Genomic DNA, 22,162 nt, shown 5'->3' on the forward strand with positions numbered 1-22,162 from the left:
TTTACATATTGGATACGTTTCACGCGGTTGACAGCAGGTGTCGTGGCGGCACTTTAGAGGGTGCAATTGATTTGGACTTTTGACTTTTGACTTCTGTGACAGACTTGGGCGCTGTGCCGTCTTCCTCCTCAAAAACCCTGTTGGTGCTGGGCAGCACCGGAAAGCTTGGGCGATTGCTGCGGGCGTGCTTGGCTGTCGCGCCTGAGTCGCTGTCTGGCTGGCAGGTTGTTTGGGGCGGACGGAAAGCAGACGCAGGTGTCGATTGGGTCTACTCAGAAGACCCGCCACCGCAGGCCGATGCGGTGCTGGCCCTTTGGGGCGTGGTGCCGGGCAAAGGGGATTTGGCCGACAACATCACGCTGGCGCATCGAGCGGTGGAAATCGCCCAAGACAGCGGTGCAGCGCGGGTGCTGCATTGTTCCAGCAGCGCGGTTTACGGACCAGCAAGAGAGGCGACTGAAGGCGGTGCTCTGGCGCCGGTGAATGCCTATGGCGTGGCCAAGATTGAGATGGAACAGAGCCTGTTTTCGGACGATTCAGGTCAATCACCTGAACCAAAATCAGCGGTTTTGCGATTGGCAAATGTTGTTGGGGCGGACAGCTTGTTTCGCGCGATCCAAAGTGGTCAACCGGTGACGCTGGATGCTTTTGACATTGGCCAAAGTCCAATCCGCAGCTACGCCACACCTACCGTGATCTGGCACGCGGTGGCGAGCCTGCTGTCCGCTAACGCCATGCCGGACGTAATTAACGTTGCGGCCTCCAATCCAGTTGCCATGCATGAGTTGCTCGAAGCCGCACAATGCCCGTTTGTGTGGCGCCCGGCGCCGGAAATGGCGGTGGCGGAAGTGTCGATGTCTATGGCGCGGCTTCGGCGCTTGACGGGGCAAACGCTTGTGGTACCGCCTCAAGAAATGATTGCGGAATGGCGCAGGTTGACAGAGGCACAGGCATGATCGGGCACGGCACCACCTTTGGGCGGCGGATGATGGACCTTGGCTGGGTGCTGTTCCTGCTGCTGATCTTGTGGCCAGTGATGTTGATTGTGGCGGTGATGATCCTGATCCGCGATGGGCGGCCGATCCTTTATGTGTCGGAGCGCATGAAAACACCGACGCAGGGGTTCAAACTCTACAAGTTCCGCACCATGAGAAATGTGGATCGGGACAGCGGTGTGTCCGGTGGCGACAAAACCCATCGGATCACCAAAACCGGCAAATTTTTGCGGCGGTATCGGCTGGATGAGTTACCGCAGCTGTTCAACATCCTGAAAGGCGATATCAGTTTTGTCGGCCCGCGTCCGCCGCTGCGCCGTTATGTGGAACGGTTTCCCGAGCTGTATTCGGAGGTGCTCAAAGATCGCCCCGGCGTGACCGGTTTGGCAACTTTGATTTACCATCGGACCGAAGAACGCCTGTTGGAAGAGTGTAAAACGCCGGAAGAGACAGAGGCGGTTTATGAGCGACGCTGTGTGCCCCGCAAAGCGCGGCTGGATCTGCTCTATTCCAAACGGCGCACCTTGGGATTTGACCAGCGGCTGACAGTGGCCACGGTGTTTCGGAGAGTGGCGCCAGTCTATCGTCCTGGCCGCACAAAGTGGCTGCTGTAACCGGACTTCACCTTGCTTCACCAAGCTGTGACATCCGGTTTCAAGGGATTGAGCCGGGAGCAATCTTGCGCGCAGGGTGGCGGCAAGAAGGAGTGTCGCAATGACCAGATTTCAGAACCTGAAGACCGTGGCCCTGTCCGTTTTGATCCTGTTGGGAGGGTTGGCGCATGGCCACCGCGCCCATGCGATGGGCACCGATACGCTGGTGGTGGCGGGCGGCTGCTTCTGGTGTGTGGAAAGTGACTTTGAAAGCGTACCTGGCGTGCGCGGCGTGGTCTCCGGCTACACCGGCGGATCCACCAAGAACCCGAGCTACAAGGATGTGACCAAAGGCGGGTCCGGCCACTATGAGGCGGTGAAGATCACCTTTGATCCGGACACGGTGACACGGGAAACATTGCTGGATTTGTTCTTCCGCTCCGTCGATCCGACCGACGCGGGTGGGCAATTCTGTGACCGCGGCGACAGCTATCGCACGGCGATTTTTGTGGCAAACAAGGTGGAACAGGGTCTGGCAGAGAGCGCCAAGGCCAAAGCTCAGGCGCAATTGGGTCAGACCATTGTGACGCCGATCCTGCGCGAGGGAAAATTCTACAAGGCTGAGGCCTATCATCAGGATTACTACAAAGGGTCCAAGATTGTGCTGACCCGCTTTGGTCCTAAGAAACAGAGTGAGGCGTATAAACGCTATCGCAAGGCCTGTGGTCGGGATGCGCGGGTGAAGGCGCTTTGGGGCTCTGACGCGCCGTTTGTAGGACACTGAAGGATGGGGGCGTTGCCCCCGTCGCCAAAGGCGACTCCCCCAGGATATTTTTGGAATGAGAAAGACAAGGTCACGCTTAGAAGCGAGCCTCGTCGACTTCTTTGAGGTCCGGGATCACGTCGGCGGTGCCTTGGCGCGTGACCATCAAGGCGCCGGCGCGCATGGCGAGCGCGATACATTGCTCCATTGGCAGGCCTCGATCCCGCGCGGCCAGCACGTAGCCGGTGAAGGTGTCCCCTGCCCCGGTGGTGTCCACGGGGGTGACCGGCATGGCGGGGAAATCGCGCGCAGTACCGTTGTGAATCCAGCGGGCACCATTGGCGCCAAGGGTGATGATCACATCGGTAACGCCCAGCGCTTCTGGTGTTTTGCCGGTGGCCTCTTCCAGCTGCGCGGCTTCGACCTCGTTGAGGATCAGGAAGTCGAGATAGGGCAACACAGCGGTGACGGCTGACGCATCAAACGGCGCGGCGGCATAGGCGATGTAGAGATCGAGGCTACGAGCCATTTTGGCTGTTCCCAGCTGACTTAGGGTCTCATTTTGCATCAGAAGCGTGTCGCCGGGGGAGGCCTCCGCCAGCGCGCTGGCGATGGTTTGATCGGGGATTTGGAAGTTGGCGCCATTGAGCAGCACAATGCTGTTTTCACCGGCGTCATCCACATAGATCAGGGCTTGGCCCATGGGGGTGTCTGTCAGTGTGGCAATGTGGCGGGTGTCGACGCCAAACTCGGTCATGCGATCAATGGCCCATTTGCCGTCGCCGCCAACGGCACCGATATGGGCGGTATGTGCCCCGGCCCGCGCGGCGGCCACGCTCATGTTGGCGCCTTTGCCTCCTAACCCGCGAGTCATATCCGTGGCCGCCAACGTTTCGCCGGGGCCGGGGAGGTGCGGCACGTGATAGAAGTAATCCGCGTTGATGCTGCCGAGGTTGTAGATCGCCATGGGGTCCGCTTTGTTTTGATTTTTGATCAGGTGATCAATTTTTTGATGCTTTGTCTATTACCAATCCAGTCCTACGCGCGTTTTGCGCTTTTCGATAGGGGATGGGGTTTGCTATCTGGGGGGAACCAAACCTTGGGGGGTTCTGAGCAGTGAAAGGCGGCAAGCCGGGCGTCACGCCGATGATGGCGCAATATCTGGAGATCAAAGCGCAGTATCCGGATGCGTTGTTGTTCTACCGAATGGGCGATTTCTACGAGATGTTTTTTGACGACGCGGTGGCGGCGGCAGAGGCGTTGGATATTGCCCTGACCAAACGCGGCAAACATGACGGCAACGACATTCCCATGTGTGGCGTGCCGCATCATGCGGCCGAGGGCTATTTCCTGACGCTCATTCGCAAGGGCTTTCGCGTCGCGGTCTGCGAGCAACTGGAGAGCCCGGCAGAGGCAAAGAAGCGCGGCTATAAGGCGGTGGTGAAACGCGATGTGGTGCGGCTGGTGACGCCGGGCACATTGACCGAAGACAGCTTGCTGGATGCGCGGCGGCACAATTTTTTGGGCGCCTATGCCGTGGTACGCGATGAGGCGGCGCTGGCCTGGGCAGATATTTCCACCGGCGCGCTGCATGTGATGCCGTTGTCGCCGGTACGGTTGGGACCGGAATTGGCACGGCTGGCGCCAAGCGAGCTTTTGGTGGCGGAGGGCACTGAGGCGGATCTGGGGCCTGTGGTAGAAGACATGGGCGTGCCGTTGACATCTGTTTCTCGAGGCAGTTTTGACTCTGTTTCAGCGGAAAAGCGGGTGTCTGCGCTATTCAAAGCCTCCTCTCTGGAGGCCTTTGGGACCTTCACACGGCCGGAAGCCGGGGCGCTTGGGGCCATCGTGGATTATCTGGAGCTGACCCAGAAAGGCAAACTGCCGCTGTTGCAGCCACCGGTGCGCGAGGCGACCCAGGGTGTGATGCAAATTGATGCAGCGACACGGCGAAACTTGGAGCTGACGGCGAGCCTGTCTGGTGGTCGGGCTGGGTCGCTTTTGGCGACAATTGACCGGACGGTCACGGCCAGCGGGGCGCGGTTGTTGGAGCAGCGGTTGTCCTCGCCGTCTCTGCGGCTTTCGAGCATTCGCGGGCGGCTGGATTCTGTGTCTTACATGGCGGAGCATCGCAGTGAGGCGTCTGATTTGCGTGAGGCGTTGCGCAAGGTGCCGGATCTGGACCGGGCTTTGTCGCGGCTGTCGCTGGACCGTGGTGGGCCGCGGGATTTGGCGGCGGTGCGCAATGGGCTTGGACAGGCCGGGGAACTGGCGGCGCGCGGGTATGACGGAGAATTGCCGGAAGATTTGAGTACGGCGCGTGCGGCGCTGGAAGGGCATGAGGAACTGCTCGACCTATTGGAAGATGCGCTGATCGCGGAGCCGCCGTTACTGGCGCGCGACGGGGGATTTATTGCGCCCGGGTTTGATCCAGAGCTGGATGAAAGCCGTGAGTTGCGCGACGAGGGCCGTGGCGTGATTGCGGGTATGCAGGCGCAGTATTCCGAACAGACCGGCATTGCGGCGTTGAAGATCAAGCACAACAATGTGCTGGGCTATTTCATCGAGACCACCGCGAAACATGCGGATGCGATGATGTCGTCGCCTTTGTCAGAGACCTTCATTCACCGCCAGACCACGGCCAATCAGGTGCGTTTCACCACCGTGGAACTGAGCGAGATGGAGACCAAGATTCTCAACGCCGGGAACCGGGCGTTGGAGATCGAAAAGCGGCTCTATGACAGCTTAAAAGGCGCGATTTTGGATCGGGCTGGGCAAGTGGCGGCGGCGTCCAAAGCGTTGGCGGAGTTTGACCTGGCAGCGGCACTGGCGGAACTGGCGGCCAATGACAACTGGACCCGTCCAGAGGTGAATGAGAGCCGTGATTTTGCCATTGAAGGCGGGCGGCATCCGGTGGTTGAAGCGGCGTTGCGCAAGTCTGGTGATCCGTTTGTGGCCAATGACTGTGACCTGTCCGGAGGCGATGCGGCGAGCATCTGGCTGCTGACCGGTCCGAACATGGCCGGTAAATCGACCTTTCTGCGGCAGAATGCTCTGATCGCGCTGTTGGCGCAGATGGGCAGCTTCGTGCCCGCCGACAGCGCGCGGATAGGGCTGGTGAGCCAGCTGTTCAGCCGTGTTGGCGCGAGTGATGACCTCGCCCGAGGACGCTCGACCTTTATGGTGGAGATGGTGGAAACCGCCGCGATCCTCAATCAAGCCGACGACCGGGCGCTGGTGATTCTGGATGAAATTGGTCGTGGGACAGCGACCTATGACGGGTTGTCGATTGCATGGGCAACGCTGGAACATCTGCATGATGTGAACAAGTCGCGGGCGCTGTTTGCCACGCATTATCATGAAATGACGCAGTTGGCTGGGAAGATGGCCGGCGTGGACAATGCGACCGTGGCGGTGCGGGAGTGGGAAGGTGAAGTGATCTTCCTGCATGAGGTCACGCAGGGGGCGGCGGATCGCAGCTATGGCGTGCAAGTGGCGCAGCTGGCAGGCTTGCCTGCGGCGGTGGTGGATCGGGCGCGGGTGGTTCTGGATGCCCTGGAAAAAGGTGAGCGGGAAGGCAAGGCGCAGAAAGCGTTGATTGATGATCTGCCGCTGTTTGCTGTGGCGCCTCCACCCGTGGCAGCTGCGCCCAGTGGGCCGTCGCCGTTGCAGGAGAAACTGGCCGATGTGTCGCCAGATACGCTCAGCCCGCGGGAGGCGTTGAACCTGATTTATGAATTGAAGGACTTGGCGGAGAGCTGAGTTCAGACGAATTAGTGCCTATTTTTCCGCCAGAAGCGCGGCGAGATAGGCGCCATAGCCGGACTTTCCAAGCACCTCTGCGCGGGCGGCAAGCTCTGCGTCGCTGATCCAGCCTTTGCTCCAGGCGATCTCTTCGGGGCTGCCAACCTGTTGGCCCTGACGATCCGATAAGGTACGCACAAAATTGCCCGCATCCAAAAGGCTGGCGTGGGTGCCGGTGTCAAGCCAGGCATAGCCGCGGCCCATGAGTTCGACCTGAAGCGCGCCTTCGGTCAGATAGGTTTCCAGCAAGGTGGTGATTTCCAGCTCACCCCGTTCCGAAGGCGTCACGGTGCGGGCGCGATCTGGCGCGGTGCCATCTAGGAAATAGAGGCCGGTGACCGCGTAAGGCGACGGCGGTTTGGCGGGTTTCTCGATGATGTGGCGCGCCGCACCGGAGGCATCAAAATCGACCACGCCGTAGCGCTCCGGATCGGCCACGCGATAGCCAAACACGGTACCGCCCGTGGGGCGCGCATCGGCAGCCGCAAGTTGTTCCGGCAGGCCGTGGCCGAAGAAGATGTTGTCACCCAGCACCATGGCGCTTGGCGCGCCGTTCAGGAAGTCTTCGGCCAAGAGGTAGGCCTGAGCCAGGCCGTCGGGGCTTGGCTGCTCGATGTAGGTGAGGCTGAGGCCCCACTGGCTGCCGTCGCCCAGCGTGCGTTGAAACTGGGCCTGATCCTGCGGCGTGGTGATGATGGCGATCTCGCGGATGCCAGCCAGCATCAGCACCGACAAAGGGTAGTAAATCATCGGCTTGTCATAGATCGGCAGCAGCTGTTTGGAGATGCCGATGGTGATCGGATACAGCCGGGAGCCGGTGCCACCGGCCAGAATGATGCCTTTGCGCGTGGTCATGAGGTGCCCTGCTCCAGTTGTGCAATCACGCGGGTCAGGCCCGCCTTCCAATCGGGAGGTGTAATGGCAAAATCCGACAGAAGCGTGGCGCAATCCAGTCGGGAATTGAGCGGGCGTTTTGCCGGGGTGGGGAAGTCTGTGCTGGGAATGTCGGTCACTGTGACCGGGCGGTTGGCGATGTGGAAGATCTCGCGGGCGAAGTCGGCCCAGGTGGTGGATGGCGCGCCGCTGTAGTGGTAAGTGCCGCCGGTTTTGCCGTCCATCAGGCCGCGCGCCATGGCGACCAATGTCGCGGCGATGTCGGCGGCGGGAGTCGGGCCGCCGTGCTGATCTGCCACGATGGTCAACGCGTCGCGGGTTTCACTGAGGCGCAACATAGTTTTCACGAAGTTGGCGCCATGGGCGGAGAACACCCAGCTGGTGCGCAGGATCACATGAGGTCCACCGGCGGCGCGCACATTGTCTTCACCCGCCAATTTGGTGCGTCCATAGGTGTTGATTGGCGCAGTGGGATCATCAGGCGCGCGGGCGCCCTGCCCCTCGCCATCAAACACGTAGTCGGTGGAGATATGCAGGAAAGGCAGACCACGCTCTGCGGCAGCTTTGGCCATCGCGCCCAGCGCATCGGCGTTGATGATTTGGGCTGTATCAGTCTCTGTTTCGGCCTGATCGACAGCAGTATAGGCGGCGGCGTTGATCACGGCGTCTGCATCGGTTTGCGCAATGCGAGCAGCACAGGCCGCCGGGTCCAGAAGATCCGCCTCTGTGCGGCTGAGCGCCTCGATTTGGAGATCTGCGCCCGCCAAGGCTTGCAGCTCGCGCGCAACTTGACCGGTTTTGCCAAACACAAGAATTTTCATCGTTACTCTCCGCCGGATTGTGTGCTCAGGTCCCTTTGGACGTCCCCAAACGTGTCCCAACGCCTTCTCGCGCTTGCAAGGCTTGCCACCAATCGGGGTTGTCGAGATACCATTGCACGGTTTTCTCCAAGCCCTGCTGCAAGGTCACCGAGGGACGCCAACCCAGCTCTTCGCGCAGACGCGAGGGATCGATGGCATAGCGATAATCATGGCCGGGACGGTCCTGCACAAAGGTAATTTGGCTGGCATAGGGTCGATCTGCGGGGCGCAGGCGATCCAGAATGGCGCAGATGCTTTCCACCAGATCGATGTTGCGCGCCTCATTTTCGCCGCCGATGTTGTAGGTGCGGCCGTTTTCGCTTTGCTCCAGAACAGTGATCAACGCGTCGGCGTGATCTTCGACATAAAGCCAATCCCGTACGTTCAGTCCCTGCCCGTAGACGGGGATGTCCTTGCCCGCGAGGGCATTCAGGATGACGACCGGGATCAGTTTTTCCGGGAAATGGAACGGCCCGTAATTGTTGGAGCAGTTGGTAATCACGAAAGGCAGTTGATAGGTCTCGCCCCAGGCGCGCACCAAATGGTCGCTGCTGGCTTTGGAGGCGGCGTAGGGCGAGTTGGGCGCATAGGGCGTCTCCTCGGTGAACTGGCCCTCGTCCTTCAGGGTGCCGTAAACCTCATCGGTGGAGATGTGATGGAAGCGGAACTGTGCTGGCTTGCCCTTCGCTTCCCAATAGGTGCGCGCCGCTTCAAGCAAGGTGTAGGTGCCGGTCACATTCGTGTCGATGAAGGCGCCGGGGCCGTCAATCGAGCGGTCCACATGGCTTTCGGCAGCCAAATGCATGACGGCATCAGGTTGATGCCTGTTAAAGATTTTGGCCAAGGCTGTGCCGTCGCGAATGTCGGCATGCTCAAAGGCATAGTTCGGACTGTCAGCAACAGAGGCGACATTGTCGAGGCAGGCCGCATAGGTCAGTGCATCCAGATTGACCACTTGATGATCGCGGGCGATGGCGAGCCGCACGACGGCGGATCCAATGAAGCCTGCGCCGCCGGTTACAAGGATCCTCATGCGGCACCTTCCCATGTGAAAACAGTCTCTAAATCAGCCAAATTTGGCGCGGCTGTGTCTTTGTCGCTGAGCGTGCGCTGTGCGGGATCTACCCCCCACTCAATGCCCAGCGCAGGATCATCATGTGCGATGGCGCGGTCACAATCGGGGGCATAGTAGTCGGTGCATTTGTAGATGATTTCTGTGTCCGGTTGCAGCGTCACAAACCCATGAGCAAATCCCACCGGCACCAAAAGTTGGCAACCGTTTTCGGCGGTGAGTTCGGCGCTGACCCAGTGGCCAAAGGTTGGCGACCCGGCGCGGATGTCCACCGCCACATCAAGAAGGGCGCCCTGTCCACAACGGACAAGTTTGGCCTGCGCATGGGGCGGGGTTTGATAGTGCAAGCCGCGCACCGTGCCGACTTTGGAAGAGAGCGAATGGTTGTCCTGAACAAAGTCCAGATCAATGCCCGCGTCGGCCATGCGGCGCTTGTTCCAGCTTTCGCTAAAAAAGCCACGACTGTCGCCAAACCGATCCGGGGTGAGCCGCAACACACCGTCTAATTTTGTGATTTCAACCTTCATGACCCGCGACCTCAAGGACTTCTGCAAACAATAAGCGAGTGCTATCAATCCCTTGTCAGCTTGTCACGTGCGCAGCACCGCGGGATTTGACAGTCGGCAGTGAAATTGGGATGTGTTGCCCCATAAGAGACCAAGTTTTTTGAGCGCGGGAAGCCCCATCCATGAAGCGACTGATTGCTGTTGTCGTCACCTACAACCGCCTGGGAAAACTGCAAGAGACCGTGGCCCGCCTGTTGGACGTGCCAGTTGATGCGCTGGAAAAAGTGCTCGTGGTCAACAACGCCTCTACCGATGGCACCGGAGACTGGCTTGCGGCGCAGCGTGATCCGCGGCTGATTGTGGAACATATGTCCGACAATCTTGGGGGCGCTGGCGGGTTTGAGCATGGCATGCGTTTGGTCACTAAAACCTACGATCCCGACTGGATTGTGATGATGGACGACGATGGGCGCCCGACAGCAGGCACTTTCGAGCGGTTTCAGGGTATGGACGTCAGCCAATGGGATGCCCTTGCAGCGGCGGTCTACTACCCGGATGGGGCGATATGTGACATGAACCGCCCGTCCCGGAACCCGTTTTGGCACGGCAAAGTGTTTCTGCGCACCTTGCTTGGGCGCGGCGGGCGTGACGGGTTTCACATCACGCCGGAGGATTACCAGGGCGCGCCCAAGCAGATTGATGTGTCCTCTTTTGTAGGGCTGTTTGTGTCACGTGAGGCAATCGCCCAAATTGGCTTCCCCGACGGGCGCTTGTTTGTCTATGGCGAAGACGGGCTTTATACGCTGACGCTCAGCAAATCGGGTGGGCGCATTGGTTTTATGCCTGACCTGCGGTTTGAGCATGACTGCTCCACTTTTGGAGACGACGACCGCCGGTTTCGGCCGCTTTGGAAAGTCTACTACTACCATCGCAATTTACTGATGCTGTATAGAGAGGCATCTGGCCTATTTTTTGTGCCGTTGCTGTTTGTTGTGTTTCCCAAGTGGCTTTTAAAAACCCGACATCACAAAGGCGAGCGACGCGTGTTTCTTAGGTTGCTGCGCCACGCAATGTGGGACGGGCTTTTGAAGCGTACGTCAGTGGATCATGGATCAGTTTTGAAGTGGGAACAGGCAGAATAACCTGGCGAGCCCTCAATTGTTGAGGATATCCCGATGATAACGCACCAAAAGCACCACACCCAAGAAAAGCGTTATCAACCCGAATAGCCCAACGTAGACAACATCAACATTTTCGGCGCGATAGCTTGGATAAAAGCCGGACCGCATTTCTGCGATTGGATGGGCCAAAGGGTTGAGCCACATCAGCTTTTGAACATTCTTTGGGAAACCGTCGATCAGAAAAAAAATCCCAGACAAAATAAACAATGGCCGGGTGATGATACTCCATACCTGTGCCCAAACCGGAAACATGCCAAGGAACACACAATTCAATACGCCGATGCCCAGCCCAAGCAGGCAAGTCATCCACACAGCGGTAAACATGGCCGAAAAGTCCAAAATGACCCGTGTGTCAGACACAACAACGACGCCAACCAATAGACAAATCATAACGATCAATCCTGTCAGCGTGTTGAGAATGAACCGTGCGAGCACAGCGTCCACCCATGTCACCGCCGGGTACATCAATAAGGATCGCGAGAACCTAAAAGACTGCATAATATTGTTTGACAGAGACATATACAGCGTGAATGGCAGCATGCCTGTTGCGTAAAACAACAAAAAGCTGGTTCCTAGCGGCGGCGTGCGCATCACCAGAGAAAACCCAATTGTAAGTATCAGAATGCCACCCAAAGGCTCCAGAAACGCCCACAGATATCCGCCTGGGGAGCGGCCATAACGCGAGCCCATTTCGCGAAGCATCAATGCCATAATAGACCGTAACGTGGCAAATCTGGGCGCACGGGTGCTTCTTGGTCTCTGCGGTGGTGGAAGCGAAGAACTGCCAGTGGTGGACATGAATAGGATTTCCAATGCTAGCGTTTCTGGAGAGAAGTATGCTAAAAACGGACCAAATTTCAATTATGCTTTGTAAAGGCACATAATGTCAGATGCATCCCAGGAGCAAGGTGCACCTAAAGCTACGCAGGATTCTGTTTCTAAGAATGGCAACACCACACCGAAACAGCCAAAGCCAAATGCGACCAAGAGTCCTGCCAAAGCCGGCGCGGCAGCCGGAGCACCTGAGAGCTTAAAAGTTGTCGCCAACCCACCCACCGGGAACGGGCCTGCGAAAGCGGCGCCTGGGGTAAAAAAGCAGCCACAGAAAGCCACGCAAAAAAACGCTGGTGGACCACAAAACGCCAACAAAACGCCCGGTGGGCCGCCAAGCGGAAAACACGACGCCAATAAGAGACCACAAAACCCACCAGAGACAGAGGGAAACGCCAAACCAGAAACGCCAAAGACACAACTTCCTGCTCCTGCTCCTGCTCCTGCTCCTGCTCAAAAAAAACCGCAAGATCAGCCAAAAGTGAAAGCAAAGCCACCCGCCAGAGCGGCGAAAATGAGCACACGCCACTGGGTGATAGTCGCATCTTTTGTACTCATGGTTGTGTTACCAATCTTCGCGACCGTTGGGTATCTGTGGTGGGTGGCAAAAGACCAATATGGGTCGGTAACTGGATTCACCGTTCGTCAAGAAGAAAGCGCTGGAGCGCAAGAAATTTTGGGGGGCTTGGCCCAATTGGCGGGCGGCAACTCAAGCGGTGATGGCGAAATTCTGTACCAGTTTATTTTAAGCCAACGCATGGTGCGTCTGGTGGAGGACAGCGTTGGTTTGCGTGCGCACTATAGCCAATATTGGGAGGAAGATCCCGTCTTCGCTTTGTGGCCGGATGCGACGATTGAAGACCTGGAGAGTTTTTGGACACGTATTGTTAAAGTGTCTTTGGACAGCTCATCCGGACTGATTGATGTCCGCGTGCAAGCGTTTGATCCAAACACAGCGCATGCCATCACAACAAGCATCGTCAACCACAGCCAATCTATGATCAACGCGCTCAACGAAACAGCTCGTGACGACGCCATGCGATATGCGCGCGAGGATTTGGAGACATCTGTAACCCGCCTCAAAGAGGCGCGGGAAGCCCTGACCGCCTTTCGAACGCGCACACGCATTGTCGACCCAACGTCAGACATCCAAGGTCGGATGGGCGTGATGAACAACTTGCAACAGCAACTGGCTCAAACGCTTATTGAGTTCGATCTGCTCAAAGATACGGCGTCTGCCACGGACCCGCGATTGTCGCAAACGACACGGCGTATCAACGCAATCAAAGACCGCATCACGCTCGAACGTGAAGCTTTTGCGACCGAGTCGATAGAGACGGGTGTAGGACAGGAGGACTACCCAGATTTGATCGCGGAATACGAAGGACTGATTGTTGATCGGGAGTTTGCGGAAGAAACCTATCGCGCTACCTTGGCTGCAGTTGAAGTGGCCCGTGCAAAAGCGCAACGCCAAAGCCGGTATCTAGCCACTTTTGTGCCACCGACACTCGCAGAATCGAGTGAGTATCCCAAACGCTTTACCTTGGCGGCGCTGGTGGCGGCCTGCCTCTTTTTGGCATGGTCCATTGTGACACTAGTGTATTATTCCATTCGAGATCGCGGCTAAGGCGAGACAGACACGTGGTGCGGATTGAAAATTTGGTCAAAAGCTTTCGGGTGCGAGGTCACAAGAAAGTTGTGATCAATAATCTCAGTATGGAGTTGCCCAGCGGTCGCTCGCTTGCACTTCTCGGAAGAAACGGCGCTGGCAAATCCACTCTGTTGCAAATCATCGCTGGAACATTGCGTCCGGACTCGGGGCAGATCGTGAGCGATGGATCAATTTCTTGGCCGGTTGGGTTTGCCGGGTCGTTTCACGCAAACCTGACAGGGGTGCAAAACATACGGTTCATCGCACGGGTTTATGGTGTGGACAGCGACGAATTGTGTGCGTTTGTGCGCGACTTTGCTGAGCTGGGAAACCACTTTTACATGCCGGTTCGCAGTTATTCATCTGGCATGAAAGCGCGATTGGCTTTTGGCGCATCGATGGGCATCCACTTTGACACCTATTTGGTCGACGAGGTCACCGCAGTAGGAGATGCCGTTTTTCGAGAAAAAAGTCGGGAGCTTTTTCAAGATCGTATGAAGTCTTCCAGCGCAATTTTGGTCAGCCACGAAATGGGTCAGGTGCGCAGTTTTTGCGATTCAGGCATTGTCCTTTCGGACGGGCAACTCCAGTATTTTGATGACGTCAACGATGCAGTGGAAGCACATTTGGAGCTTATTTCACGACACAAAGCAAATCATTGATATCTCTTTTCAAACTCAAACCTTGTTAAGCTAAATATTCATGCGCAAAACGATCTACCTCCACATCGGGCATTACAAAACCGGCACCACAGCGCTGCAGGTCTTTTTGGATAGCAACCGAGATACTTTGCAAAACCTCGGCAAACTTTGGAACAAAGGGGTCGATTACCCAGATCAGTTTGCCCACTTTGCCAAGCATTCTCAGATGGCTTTTTCCATTTACCGTGAAGCGGGTATGACCAAGCTGATGTATGGCTTCCGCGACCAAACTCCTGCGAAAGAACGTTGGCACAGCTTTTTCGATTATGTGCGTCAGAGCAAATGCCCGTCGATACTTATCAGTTCAGAAGAGTTCATGCGCATGGGGGCCAATCCAAAAGCCGCGCAACTGCTCAAAGACATCATATCGCCAGTGCAAAGCGAGTTTAACTTCAAGATCATCGCATATTTGCGACGTCCGGACGCACATTTGAGATCGTGGTATAATCAGCTGGTCAAACTCAAACAGCCTGTTCCTGACTTCAACAACGCGGTCTGTAATGTGATGGAACCCATCCACTATGACTTTGGTCTGGCGCTACGTCCATGGATGGCCATTTTTGGGCAAGAGGCCGTCGTTGTGCGCGCCTATACCGAGGATCTTAGAAAGGATGGAGCACTTTTTCGCGACTTCTTATCGATACTCGATATTCCATTTGACGGAAAAAATAGGAGTCGCTGGATTTTACCGGACAACGGCATCAACGCGCGTCTTGAAGAACGTTATTTGGAACTGACGCGCATTACGCAGAACCTGTGCCTGACCAAAGAAAGAAGCGAATGGCTCAGAAAAAATCTTGTAAATCAGCTGGAGGCGCAAAGGCCGGACAGCATAGCACAGCTCACGTTCCCTGACATTGTTGAACAATCCCGCCAGGGTCTAGAAGATCTCAAGTCGAACTCTCAAACATCCTCTGTTGCCAAAGCGCTCGGCAATTATCCGCCGCGCGGCGATACAACCGAACGCATGGAAATGCTAAATTTGGTGCAATTACTTCTTCACGAAAACACTGTGTTGCGCCAACGCATTCAGCAAAGCAGCAATGCGTCGGAAGCGCGTCTCGCCGCCATCGAGGAAAAGCTTGGCCTTTCGAAGTCGGGCAAAAAGTGAAGATACTCTTTTACAACTGGGTCGACTATCAGGACGCGGAGAACCGTGGCGGCGGCGTTTCGATTTATCAGCGCAATGTCATGGCAGCGTTGCAAGGTCGAGTCGACGTGGATGTGAGCTTTCTGTCCGCTGGATTGTCTTATGATTTGCCCGCCAAACAGCCGCGATGGGAAGCCTTGCGGCATGGCAAAAATGCTGGCAAGCCACAGCACTTTGACATTGTGAACTCCGGGGTATTGGCGCCAGCCCACCACAGTTTTGGCGACACTGCACAGGTGGAGCATGCGGCCACTCAGGCTGTGTTTATGGATTTCATCGAAAAGACCGGGTCCTATGATGTTGTACACTTCAACAACCTCGAAGGTGTGCCCGCCTCTGTGTTGGCACTCAAGGAGCGCTGGCCGGAGACGAAAGTCGTATTTTCCCTGCACAACTACTACCCGTTCTGTCCGCAGGTGAACCTTTGGCACAAAGAAACCGAAACCTGTGAGGACTTCGCGGAAGGAACCAAATGTGTGAACTGCCTGACGGGAGGCCATGACGCGCATCACCTGAGATTGGCAAATGGCCTGGCCTATTCGCTGAAGCGACGTGGCCTGGAACCAGGGAGCTGGGCGTTTCAGTTTTTGTTTGTCTGGACGATGCGTTTCGGGCGCCGTGCTGTGGGGCTTCTAAAGCGTGCCAAAAAGCTTCTGCGCTCTGGATCCAAAGCAGGCGGCGCAAATGCCTCCTCCCTTCCGCAATCGGAGGCTGGCTTTGCGGTGCGACGCCAGACAATGGTCGATACGATCAACCAGAACTGCGACCTGGTGTTGTGTGTGTCAGATGCGGTACGCGATTTGGCGGTTCACTATGGGCTTCAGCCGTCCAAATGCGCGACCAGCTATATCGGCACGCGACAGGCAGATGCCTTTGCTACCACACAGCCACGGGATGCGATTTTGCGGCAAGACGGCACGTTTGCGCTTGGGTATCTGGGGTATATGCGGCGGGACAAAGGCTTCCTGTTTCTTTTGGAAGCTCTGGAAAGTCTGCCAGAGGATTTGGCCAAACGGCTGCGCTTTGTCGCGGCGGCGCGCAGTGATGATGAGGCCATGGCGGCCCGGCTTCACAATCTGGCGCCCAAATTGGCAGAGCTGACCCATAAGGATGGGTATTCACACGACGATTTGGACGCACTGTGTGCGGAAGTTGATGTCGGCGTGGTGCCGGTGTTGTGGCATGACAATCTACCGCAGGTGGCCATCGAGCTGCACAGCCGCCACATACCGCTGCTGACGTCTGATATGGGCGGAGCCAAAGAGTTGGCCAACAGTCCGGACATGACCTTTGCCGCAGGCGATATCGCGGCGTTCCATGCGCGGATCGCAGCCATTTTGAATAACGGCGTGGACCTGGACGCCTACTGGGCGGCGGCCCGTGCGCCAACAACAATGGACGTACATATCACCGAGCTGTTGGAACATTATTCAAACGAGCCAATGGCACAAACCGCGTCTTAGTTGGCGGCCTTTGCGAATATGCTTTGCGCGAAGGCCGTTTCTGTCCAGCGCACCGAGAGGTCTGGGTCAAAAAGCACGCTGCGGCCTTCGGACAAGAGGGCGAGATATTTCTGATACTCTTCGGCATTGTTGAAATGCTGGCCACGGGCCACTTCGGCCTGCGCTTTGCGGCGGAATTCGGCGTTGTATTTGAAATGCGCCAAGATCAAGTCGCGCGGCGCCAACTGCGCATCACCAATGTAGTGCAGGCCGGCGGCCAAGCGCATCCATGGCTGATAGCGTAGCAGGGCCAATTTCTGGGCCACAAACAAATCAGGACGCGCGCCAGGGAGTAGCCGATGCCGAAGCGCACTTGTCCAAGTTGGCTGATCTGAAAACGGCCCACGGTAGGGGGTGTTTGTGAGGAAGGGAACACGATCGCAATAGGCCGCTTCGCCAAAGGGACTTTCCGAAAATGTGGCGTCCTCAAGCGGGCCTTTGGGATACATATCCAGCATCAGGAGACGCACCGCCTTTGCCGTGGCGAACTCTGGCTCAGACAACAAGTTGGGCAAGGTTTGTAACTGTTCCGCCTGCCACGCCAGCAACTCGTCGGCGTCTGCCACAAGGCTCCATTTGTCGACACGATAGGCGGCCAGCAAGGCCTGTTGCCAAGCCACGCCGTAGCGCGCAAAGCGGTAGTCTGTGTCCACCGAGAACACCGCGACATCAGGTTGGTCTGCCAAATACTCCAGCGTGCCATCGTCAGAGCTGTTGTCGGCAATTAGGAAAGCGCCCACGCCCAGCTTTCGGTAGTGTGCCAAGAAATGCGGCAGCATAAACATCTCGTTGCGCATACAGGAGACAACGGCGACCTCAGCCTCTATGGCGGCATCAACCTTGTGTTGCGGTGATATCAACTCCAGCGCGTTGCTTTGGTATCCAAGGCGCGCGGGCTGGAAACTTGGCCAGATCTTCTTTGGCATCAGCTCGCGGATGTCTAAGCGCGTCACGGCCTCTTGCTGTTTGTCGGTTGTGTCCATGTGCACCAGATGCACCGGGGCGGTGCGACTGGCGTCAAACCCATTTTGCCACGACGGCACCGGGATGGAGTCCTTGTGTGCACGCCGCCGGACGGTCACGACGTAATCCTCCTCAGCGACAAAAATGCCCCGCAGCGCCAGCAAATCACCCAACAGTTTGTCCTCCATAAAGGACGTCTGAATGAGCTGTTGGCCAATAGGGGTTTTGGCAGCGGAAAGGGCCGCCTGCATTGCGGTGCGGCTGAGCGTATAACCAGAACCGCCATCGGCATACAACGAAGGCTCCGGGGATTTATCCAGTTCCAAACGGCCCCGCGCCGATGTTGATTTTGATTGGTGCCAGGTGCGGTCCATTTGCCCGACCACTCGCGTGAGTTTTCGGCCGTAATAGTCAAACTTTTTGTAAGTTTGAGACTGAAAGAACAACGGCGCATTCAGGAAGCAGTCGTCATCAACCTTGACCATGTGGGTGGCTTGGGTGTTTTGGAGCACCCAGTCGATTGTGGCCAATGTCTTTTGCGGCAATCCTTCGTAGCTGTCTGGGGCATCGACGTGCACAACATCGCCGTCCTGACGGCCATCGCCATCGCCGACGATCACCACATATGGCACCCCCAAATCCTTCAAAAGCCGGAGCCAGCCGTCACGCAGGACGGGAATGCGTGTATTCAGATGCGGTTTGCAGGAAAACACGGTGACAATGGTGTCATCCAATGCTGCGGTGTCGTTGTTTGCGTCGTCGGTGACAGGTTCTTCGGAAGGTTCGCGTCCTGCGATGCGCGCCGCGATGACTTCGGACATCGCCAAATCCGGCGTGCTGCTGCCGGGCGCGGCCGCGTGGCGCAAGGCTGCCTCCGCTGGAAAGGCATGTGCGCGTTGCAAGGCGACTAGATCTGGGGACGCATCTGTACCCATCGGAACACCGGCAGGGCCAAACAGGTCGCGCCGCAAACGCGTAACATCGGGACACTTGTGGCGAGCGAAGGCAATCAACGCGTTTTCAGCCTTGATAGGGTCTGTTTTGTAGCCTTGAACGTGACCAAAAAGACGTTTGGCGTCGGTCAGTTCCTGCGGCAGGCCGTCGTCTGGAAGTTGCTGCCAGAATTGCCGCGACAATCCATAAACCTGCAAACATATCTGTGTGATGAAACGCTGCATGCGCTGTGAAAGGTGATGTCGAGACGCGATCAAATCCACCGCTGCCAAAGTCAGGTCGCGACACTGAACCGCCTGCCAATAATACGGCGCGCGGCGTCGAAGCAAATGCCCCAGTAGGAACACCACATGATCCCTGTGGCGGGGTAACAAGTCGGTGCTTGTCACGGCCCAGCGCGCAAGCCAAGCCAGAGACGGTGTGGCAAGGACACCCTCACGCCGCCGTGCCAAGTCGCGTAGCGTTTTCAAAACCGGGAGTGGGTCACCCTGCAAAGCCAAAAACGGCAAGATTACCGAGTCGTGCCAAGGGTCTCCGTTTGGCGTATAGGGTGCCACGCCAGCCACTTTGGCCAGCTTGAAAAACGCCGCAAAGTCCTGATCCCGGCGGGCAAACACCGCGCCCATGGCCAAATAGACCTCTTGCTGTGCGAATGTCGAAATCGGCAGCTGCGCCACCGCGTCCAGCGGCGCGATCTTGCTGTTGTCTTTCAGGCTGTCGGCCAGATAGCGTATGGCCATGTCGACTTCTTCGGCAATCGGATCAGGCTTGTTTGCGCCGTCGGGTGCAGCTTTCCGAGTGGAAGGATCGTCCGGCAACGTGACAGTCTCAACGCTTGCCAAGAAGTCTTCGACACCGAAGTGTGTCGCTATGGCGGCGACGGTATTGAGCTCTTCGGCATTAAGCTCAGCCGCAATTTTGGCGTGCACCACATGCTCCACGATGGTCAATGCCAGGGTGGAGTCCAAAAAGGTTGGGCGGCGCGTCAGCAGTGTTTTGATATGCGCCACCATGTCGGCTCTGGTGAGCGTCAACGGCGCCTCAATGGCGACCCCGTCGCGTGTTTCGAGTTGCAAGCGCACTGTTGCTTCGGCTGTTTTGGGCAGATCACACCACAGCCGCGCGGGCAGATGGGCAGTGAGCCCCTCAAAGGACCCGGTTTCGACGCCAAAGGTCGGAAGGATCGTGCCGGTTGTCAGCTCTTTGATGTGGTACGTGTCCGCAGAGTGCGCCACCTGCAACAAAAGCCGTGCATCAAGCCTCAACGCGGGTGGCGGCGGGGCCAGCACAAACTCCAACGGCCAGACCGCGCTTGCGACCTCCTCGCCGGAATAGACGTCTATGCCCGAATAGACGAGGCCCTGCGCGTCTGGCGACAGCAGGGCCGGGTCAAAGGCGGCGGTGCCAAGCACCGTGTCGTTCACGCTGAGACAGACCTCATCGGGGGTGAACACCATGGAGACCCGGATGACCGGCGTATCAAGCGCAAGGGGCCAAGCCTGCTCTTGCCCCCAGCCGTCGTTGGTCAGCCTGTTGTACACGAGGCGGTTTTCGTGCCTTCGAAACGAGAAATGCACCGGCATAGTCAGGCCATTGGCGGCTAAGACGTCCAAATTGACAAAGGCGCTCTTTGACACATCTACCAAAAGCGAACAGGCACTGTTGGCGGCGGCAGGAAACGGGAAGTAGGCGCTGGTTTCGTTCCGATCGCGACGGACATCATATCGGCCATCGAACTCTTTTTGCCGCAGAGAGAGTGGCCGAGACCGGGCACGGCCCAGCGCGGCTGCCATGCCGCCAATGGGGTCAAATACCCGCTCCCGATGCGGCGACAGAGGCGTGTCAAAACCAGCTTCCAAGGGCGTGACCCCTCGCAGACCACGCCGCGCGGCGCTCCACATGGCTTCAATGTCTTTGACCGAGAGTTTCGCGGTGCCATTGAGCCGCTTTGCCTGCACAACCCGGTCAAACAAGCGTCTCTGCCAGCCTTGCGGCAGTGTTTGTGTCACGTCCTGTGGCAGCTGAGCCAGCACCGCATCATAGGTTTCTCCGATCGCGCCGCGCAGCACATCCGGCGCCGGCACCGTTCGTCCGGCCCAGGGGTCAAACACCACGCAGGGCGCTTTCACAGCTGCGATCAGTTGCAGCGCCCAGGCGGCGGGGAGCGTGGATGGATATGGCAGACGTTCCTTGAGCACAAACGCCCGCTCAAACACCCGTGCCGATACCTCCGGCAGCAACGACAAGGCCGCTGTGCCGTCCAGCGACACCGGCCCCTTTTCCAACGGCAAAAGTCGAAACGCCCGCATGTCCGCAAAGCCGGTGCAAAACGCGGGCAAAGCTTCATTGGGTTCCGTCTGGGAATAGGCAGACAAGGCCAATTGCGCGTCGTGCCGCAGCAGTTGTTCGACCTGCTGATACAAAGCAGCCGATTTGAACTGCACGCCGGGGCGCAGCACCGTGACATAGCGCCCACGCGCCAAGGTCCACAGGTCAGTTTGGGAGGATTGGTTCAGGTCCAAGACCTGTGTGTCGGGATGTTGTGCGCGCAAGCTGTCGAGCGACGCGCGCCCTTCGGCCAGCAAAATTGTCTCAAATCCCGGCCCAATCACTTCTGACAAGCTGTCCAACGTGGTGTGCAGGGCCGACGACGCCCCATCGGTGCAGTGGATGAACACCGTTAAAGGCAATTCACCCCGCAGTTCGAGCGCCCAACTGCGTGCGATGTCGTCATCCCACTCGGTTTGATACGTCAGGCCATCGTCGCGCAGCAATTGAGCGGACGCCAAGGCAAACCGCTTCCGTCGCGCCGGGTCTCGCAAGCTCAGACTGCGCTCAAACACCAAACGGCTGGCCAACTTCTCATAGGCGTCATGTGCGCCCTGAAAGGGGCCTTGTGTCATGATGTCTCGTAAGCGCCGCAACACCTGCAGCTGCTCAAAAACGCGGTCGTCATCGGTTGTGGTGATTTGGCCGTCTCGTCCCCGTGTCTGCCAATACAGGGCGCGTGGCAGGTGCACGATGTGATCCGTGCGCGCCGCCGCGCGCTGGAAGAAACTATGGTCCTCAAACCACGTGCCCTCGTCAAAATGCAAACCGTCGATCAGGCTGCGGCGGTAGAGCTTGTTCCAGGCAGAGGGGAAATGGCAAATCACCTGCTGCCAGTCTTCAAAACGGTAGCGATGGGGGGCAAAACCTTCGACAAAGTCCGCCGCGCCATGAATGCCGGAATGGGACACATGATTGCCGTCCGGGTAACAGGACTTGACCGCGCAAGCGACCCAATCCGCACCAGTGTCCTGCAACGCGGTGTAAAGCCGTTCCAAGAAATCGGGCGCAATCCGATCATCGCTGTCGACAAAAGACAGGACATCCGCTTGGGCCTGGTCCATCCCGGTGTTGCGCGCGCCCGATAGGCCACGGTTGGCTTGGTGAATGCAGCGAAACCGCAGATCCGTTTCACAAAATGCAGCGACGAGGTCTCCGCTGCTGTCAGTGGAGCCGTCATTCACAACCAACACTTCAAAATCACGCCAGCTTTGCCGCTGAATGCTTTCCAGACAGGCGATCACGTGGTCCTCGACATTGTAGACAGGCACAATGACGGAGATCGCGGGGATGGTTTGTTGGGCGCGACGAGAAGTGGAAACGGTCATAAAATCAAAAACAGCCAAGTAAGATACCAATGTTGTTTCTTACTGCTGCGGCTGGGTAAAGGGGGACAGCGTGATTTCTCAAAAAA

17 protein-coding genes are annotated in these 22,162 nt (G+C 57.5%); 10 read left to right on the forward strand and 7 right to left on the reverse strand.

The window, feature by feature from the left end; translation table 11 throughout:
• Nucleotides 1-95: 95 nt before the first annotated feature.
• The 3 genes from MK208_RS15170 to msrA all read left to right on the forward strand — a co-directional run bounded on the left by MK208_RS15170 (nt 96) and on the right by msrA (nt 2,372).
• Nucleotides 96-956 (forward strand): NAD-dependent epimerase/dehydratase family protein, encoded by an 861-nt coding sequence (locus tag MK208_RS15170; protein ID WP_294118070.1) that lies wholly within the window; start codon nt 96-98, stop codon nt 954-956.
• Nucleotides 953-1,609 carry a sugar transferase gene (locus MK208_RS15175; protein ID WP_294118072.1) on the forward strand — a complete coding sequence of 219 codons (657 nt, stop codon included), beginning with the start codon at nt 953-955 and terminating at the stop codon, nt 1,607-1,609. The genes MK208_RS15170 and MK208_RS15175 overlap by 4 nt, the downstream gene beginning before the upstream one ends.
• A gap of 100 nt (nt 1,610-1,709) precedes the next feature.
• Nucleotides 1,710-2,372 (forward strand): peptide-methionine (S)-S-oxide reductase MsrA, encoded by a 663-nt coding sequence (msrA, locus tag MK208_RS15180; RefSeq protein ID WP_294118073.1) that lies wholly within the window; start codon nt 1,710-1,712, stop codon nt 2,370-2,372.
• A gap of 76 nt (nt 2,373-2,448) precedes the next feature.
• Here the strand turns inward: msrA and MK208_RS15185 are convergent, their stop codons facing one another.
• A complete protein-coding gene (locus tag MK208_RS15185) occupies nt 2,449-3,318 on the reverse strand; it encodes a ribokinase (RefSeq protein ID WP_294118074.1) in 870 nt (289 codons plus the stop codon).
• A gap of 179 nt (nt 3,319-3,497) precedes the next feature.
• On the opposite strand from MK208_RS15185, the gene mutS reads away from it, so the two are divergent.
• Nucleotides 3,498-6,113: a DNA mismatch repair protein MutS gene (mutS, locus tag MK208_RS15190; protein ID WP_294118141.1), complete on the forward strand. Its 2,616-nt coding sequence runs from the start codon at nt 3,498-3,500 to the stop codon at nt 6,111-6,113.
• Between the two features lie 18 nt (nt 6,114-6,131).
• Here the strand turns inward: mutS and rfbA are convergent, their stop codons facing one another.
• Genes rfbA through rfbC form a run of 4 tightly spaced genes read right to left on the reverse strand, consistent with a single transcriptional unit; the run spans nt 6,132 to nt 9,508 of the window.
• Complete coding sequence (gene rfbA, locus MK208_RS15195) at nt 6,132-7,010, reverse strand: glucose-1-phosphate thymidylyltransferase RfbA (RefSeq protein WP_294118076.1); 879 nt, start codon at nt 7,008-7,010, stop codon at nt 6,132-6,134.
• The gene (rfbD, locus tag MK208_RS15200; protein ID WP_294118078.1) at nt 7,007-7,870 is read right to left on the reverse strand and encodes a dTDP-4-dehydrorhamnose reductase; all 864 of its coding nucleotides are present in this window, start codon (nt 7,868-7,870) and stop codon (nt 7,007-7,009) included. The genes rfbA and rfbD overlap by 4 nt, the downstream gene beginning before the upstream one ends.
• A gap of 25 nt (nt 7,871-7,895) precedes the next feature.
• Nucleotides 7,896-8,942: a dTDP-glucose 4,6-dehydratase gene (rfbB, locus tag MK208_RS15205; RefSeq protein WP_294118080.1), complete on the reverse strand. Its 1,047-nt coding sequence runs from the start codon at nt 8,940-8,942 to the stop codon at nt 7,896-7,898.
• Nucleotides 8,939-9,508, reverse strand: a complete 570-nt coding sequence (gene rfbC / locus MK208_RS15210; protein WP_294118083.1) for a dTDP-4-dehydrorhamnose 3,5-epimerase — start codon at nt 9,506-9,508, stop codon at nt 8,939-8,941. The genes rfbB and rfbC overlap by 4 nt, the downstream gene beginning before the upstream one ends.
• Before the next feature lie 161 nt (nt 9,509-9,669).
• Here rfbC and MK208_RS15215 point away from each other — a divergent pair, with 161 nt between their 5' ends.
• Complete coding sequence (locus tag MK208_RS15215) at nt 9,670-10,629, forward strand: glycosyltransferase (RefSeq protein ID WP_294118087.1); 960 nt, start codon at nt 9,670-9,672, stop codon at nt 10,627-10,629.
• 12 nt (nt 10,630-10,641) lie between these two features.
• On the opposite strand, the gene MK208_RS15220 is transcribed toward MK208_RS15215, so the two are convergent.
• A complete protein-coding gene (locus MK208_RS15220; protein WP_294118089.1) occupies nt 10,642-11,379 on the reverse strand; it encodes an ABC transporter permease in 738 nt (245 codons plus the stop codon).
• A gap of 172 nt (nt 11,380-11,551) precedes the next feature.
• On the opposite strand from MK208_RS15220, the gene MK208_RS15225 reads away from it, so the two are divergent.
• The 5 genes from MK208_RS15225 to MK208_RS21105 all read left to right on the forward strand — a co-directional run bounded on the left by MK208_RS15225 (nt 11,552) and on the right by MK208_RS21105 (nt 16,464).
• Nucleotides 11,552-13,126: a sugar transporter gene (locus tag MK208_RS15225; protein ID WP_294118091.1), complete on the forward strand. Its 1,575-nt coding sequence runs from the start codon at nt 11,552-11,554 to the stop codon at nt 13,124-13,126.
• Between the two features lie 14 nt (nt 13,127-13,140).
• The gene (locus tag MK208_RS15230; protein ID WP_294118093.1) at nt 13,141-13,812 is read left to right on the forward strand and encodes an ABC transporter ATP-binding protein; all 672 of its coding nucleotides are present in this window, start codon (nt 13,141-13,143) and stop codon (nt 13,810-13,812) included.
• A gap of 40 nt (nt 13,813-13,852) precedes the next feature.
• Complete coding sequence (locus tag MK208_RS15235; protein ID WP_294118096.1) at nt 13,853-14,962, forward strand: hypothetical protein; 1,110 nt, start codon at nt 13,853-13,855, stop codon at nt 14,960-14,962.
• 141 nt (nt 14,963-15,103) lie between these two features.
• A complete protein-coding gene (locus MK208_RS21100) occupies nt 15,104-15,187 on the forward strand; it encodes a hypothetical protein (protein ID WP_366011171.1) in 84 nt (27 codons plus the stop codon).
• Nucleotides 15,188-15,738: 551 nt separating this feature from the next.
• Nucleotides 15,739-16,464 carry a glycosyltransferase gene (locus MK208_RS21105; protein WP_366011174.1) on the forward strand — a complete coding sequence of 242 codons (726 nt, stop codon included), beginning with the start codon at nt 15,739-15,741 and terminating at the stop codon, nt 16,462-16,464.
• Here MK208_RS21105 and MK208_RS15245 read toward each other — a convergent pair.
• Nucleotides 16,461-22,076 (reverse strand): glycosyltransferase, encoded by a 5,616-nt coding sequence (locus tag MK208_RS15245; RefSeq protein WP_294118100.1) that lies wholly within the window; start codon nt 22,074-22,076, stop codon nt 16,461-16,463. The two genes, MK208_RS21105 and MK208_RS15245, sit on opposite strands and share 4 nt — an antisense overlap.
• Nucleotides 22,077-22,162 lie beyond the last annotated feature (86 nt).

Origin of the sequence: Shimia sp. (assembly GCF_022448905.1) — a bacterium.
Taxonomy (GTDB): Bacteria; Pseudomonadota; Alphaproteobacteria; order Rhodobacterales; family Rhodobacteraceae; genus Shimia.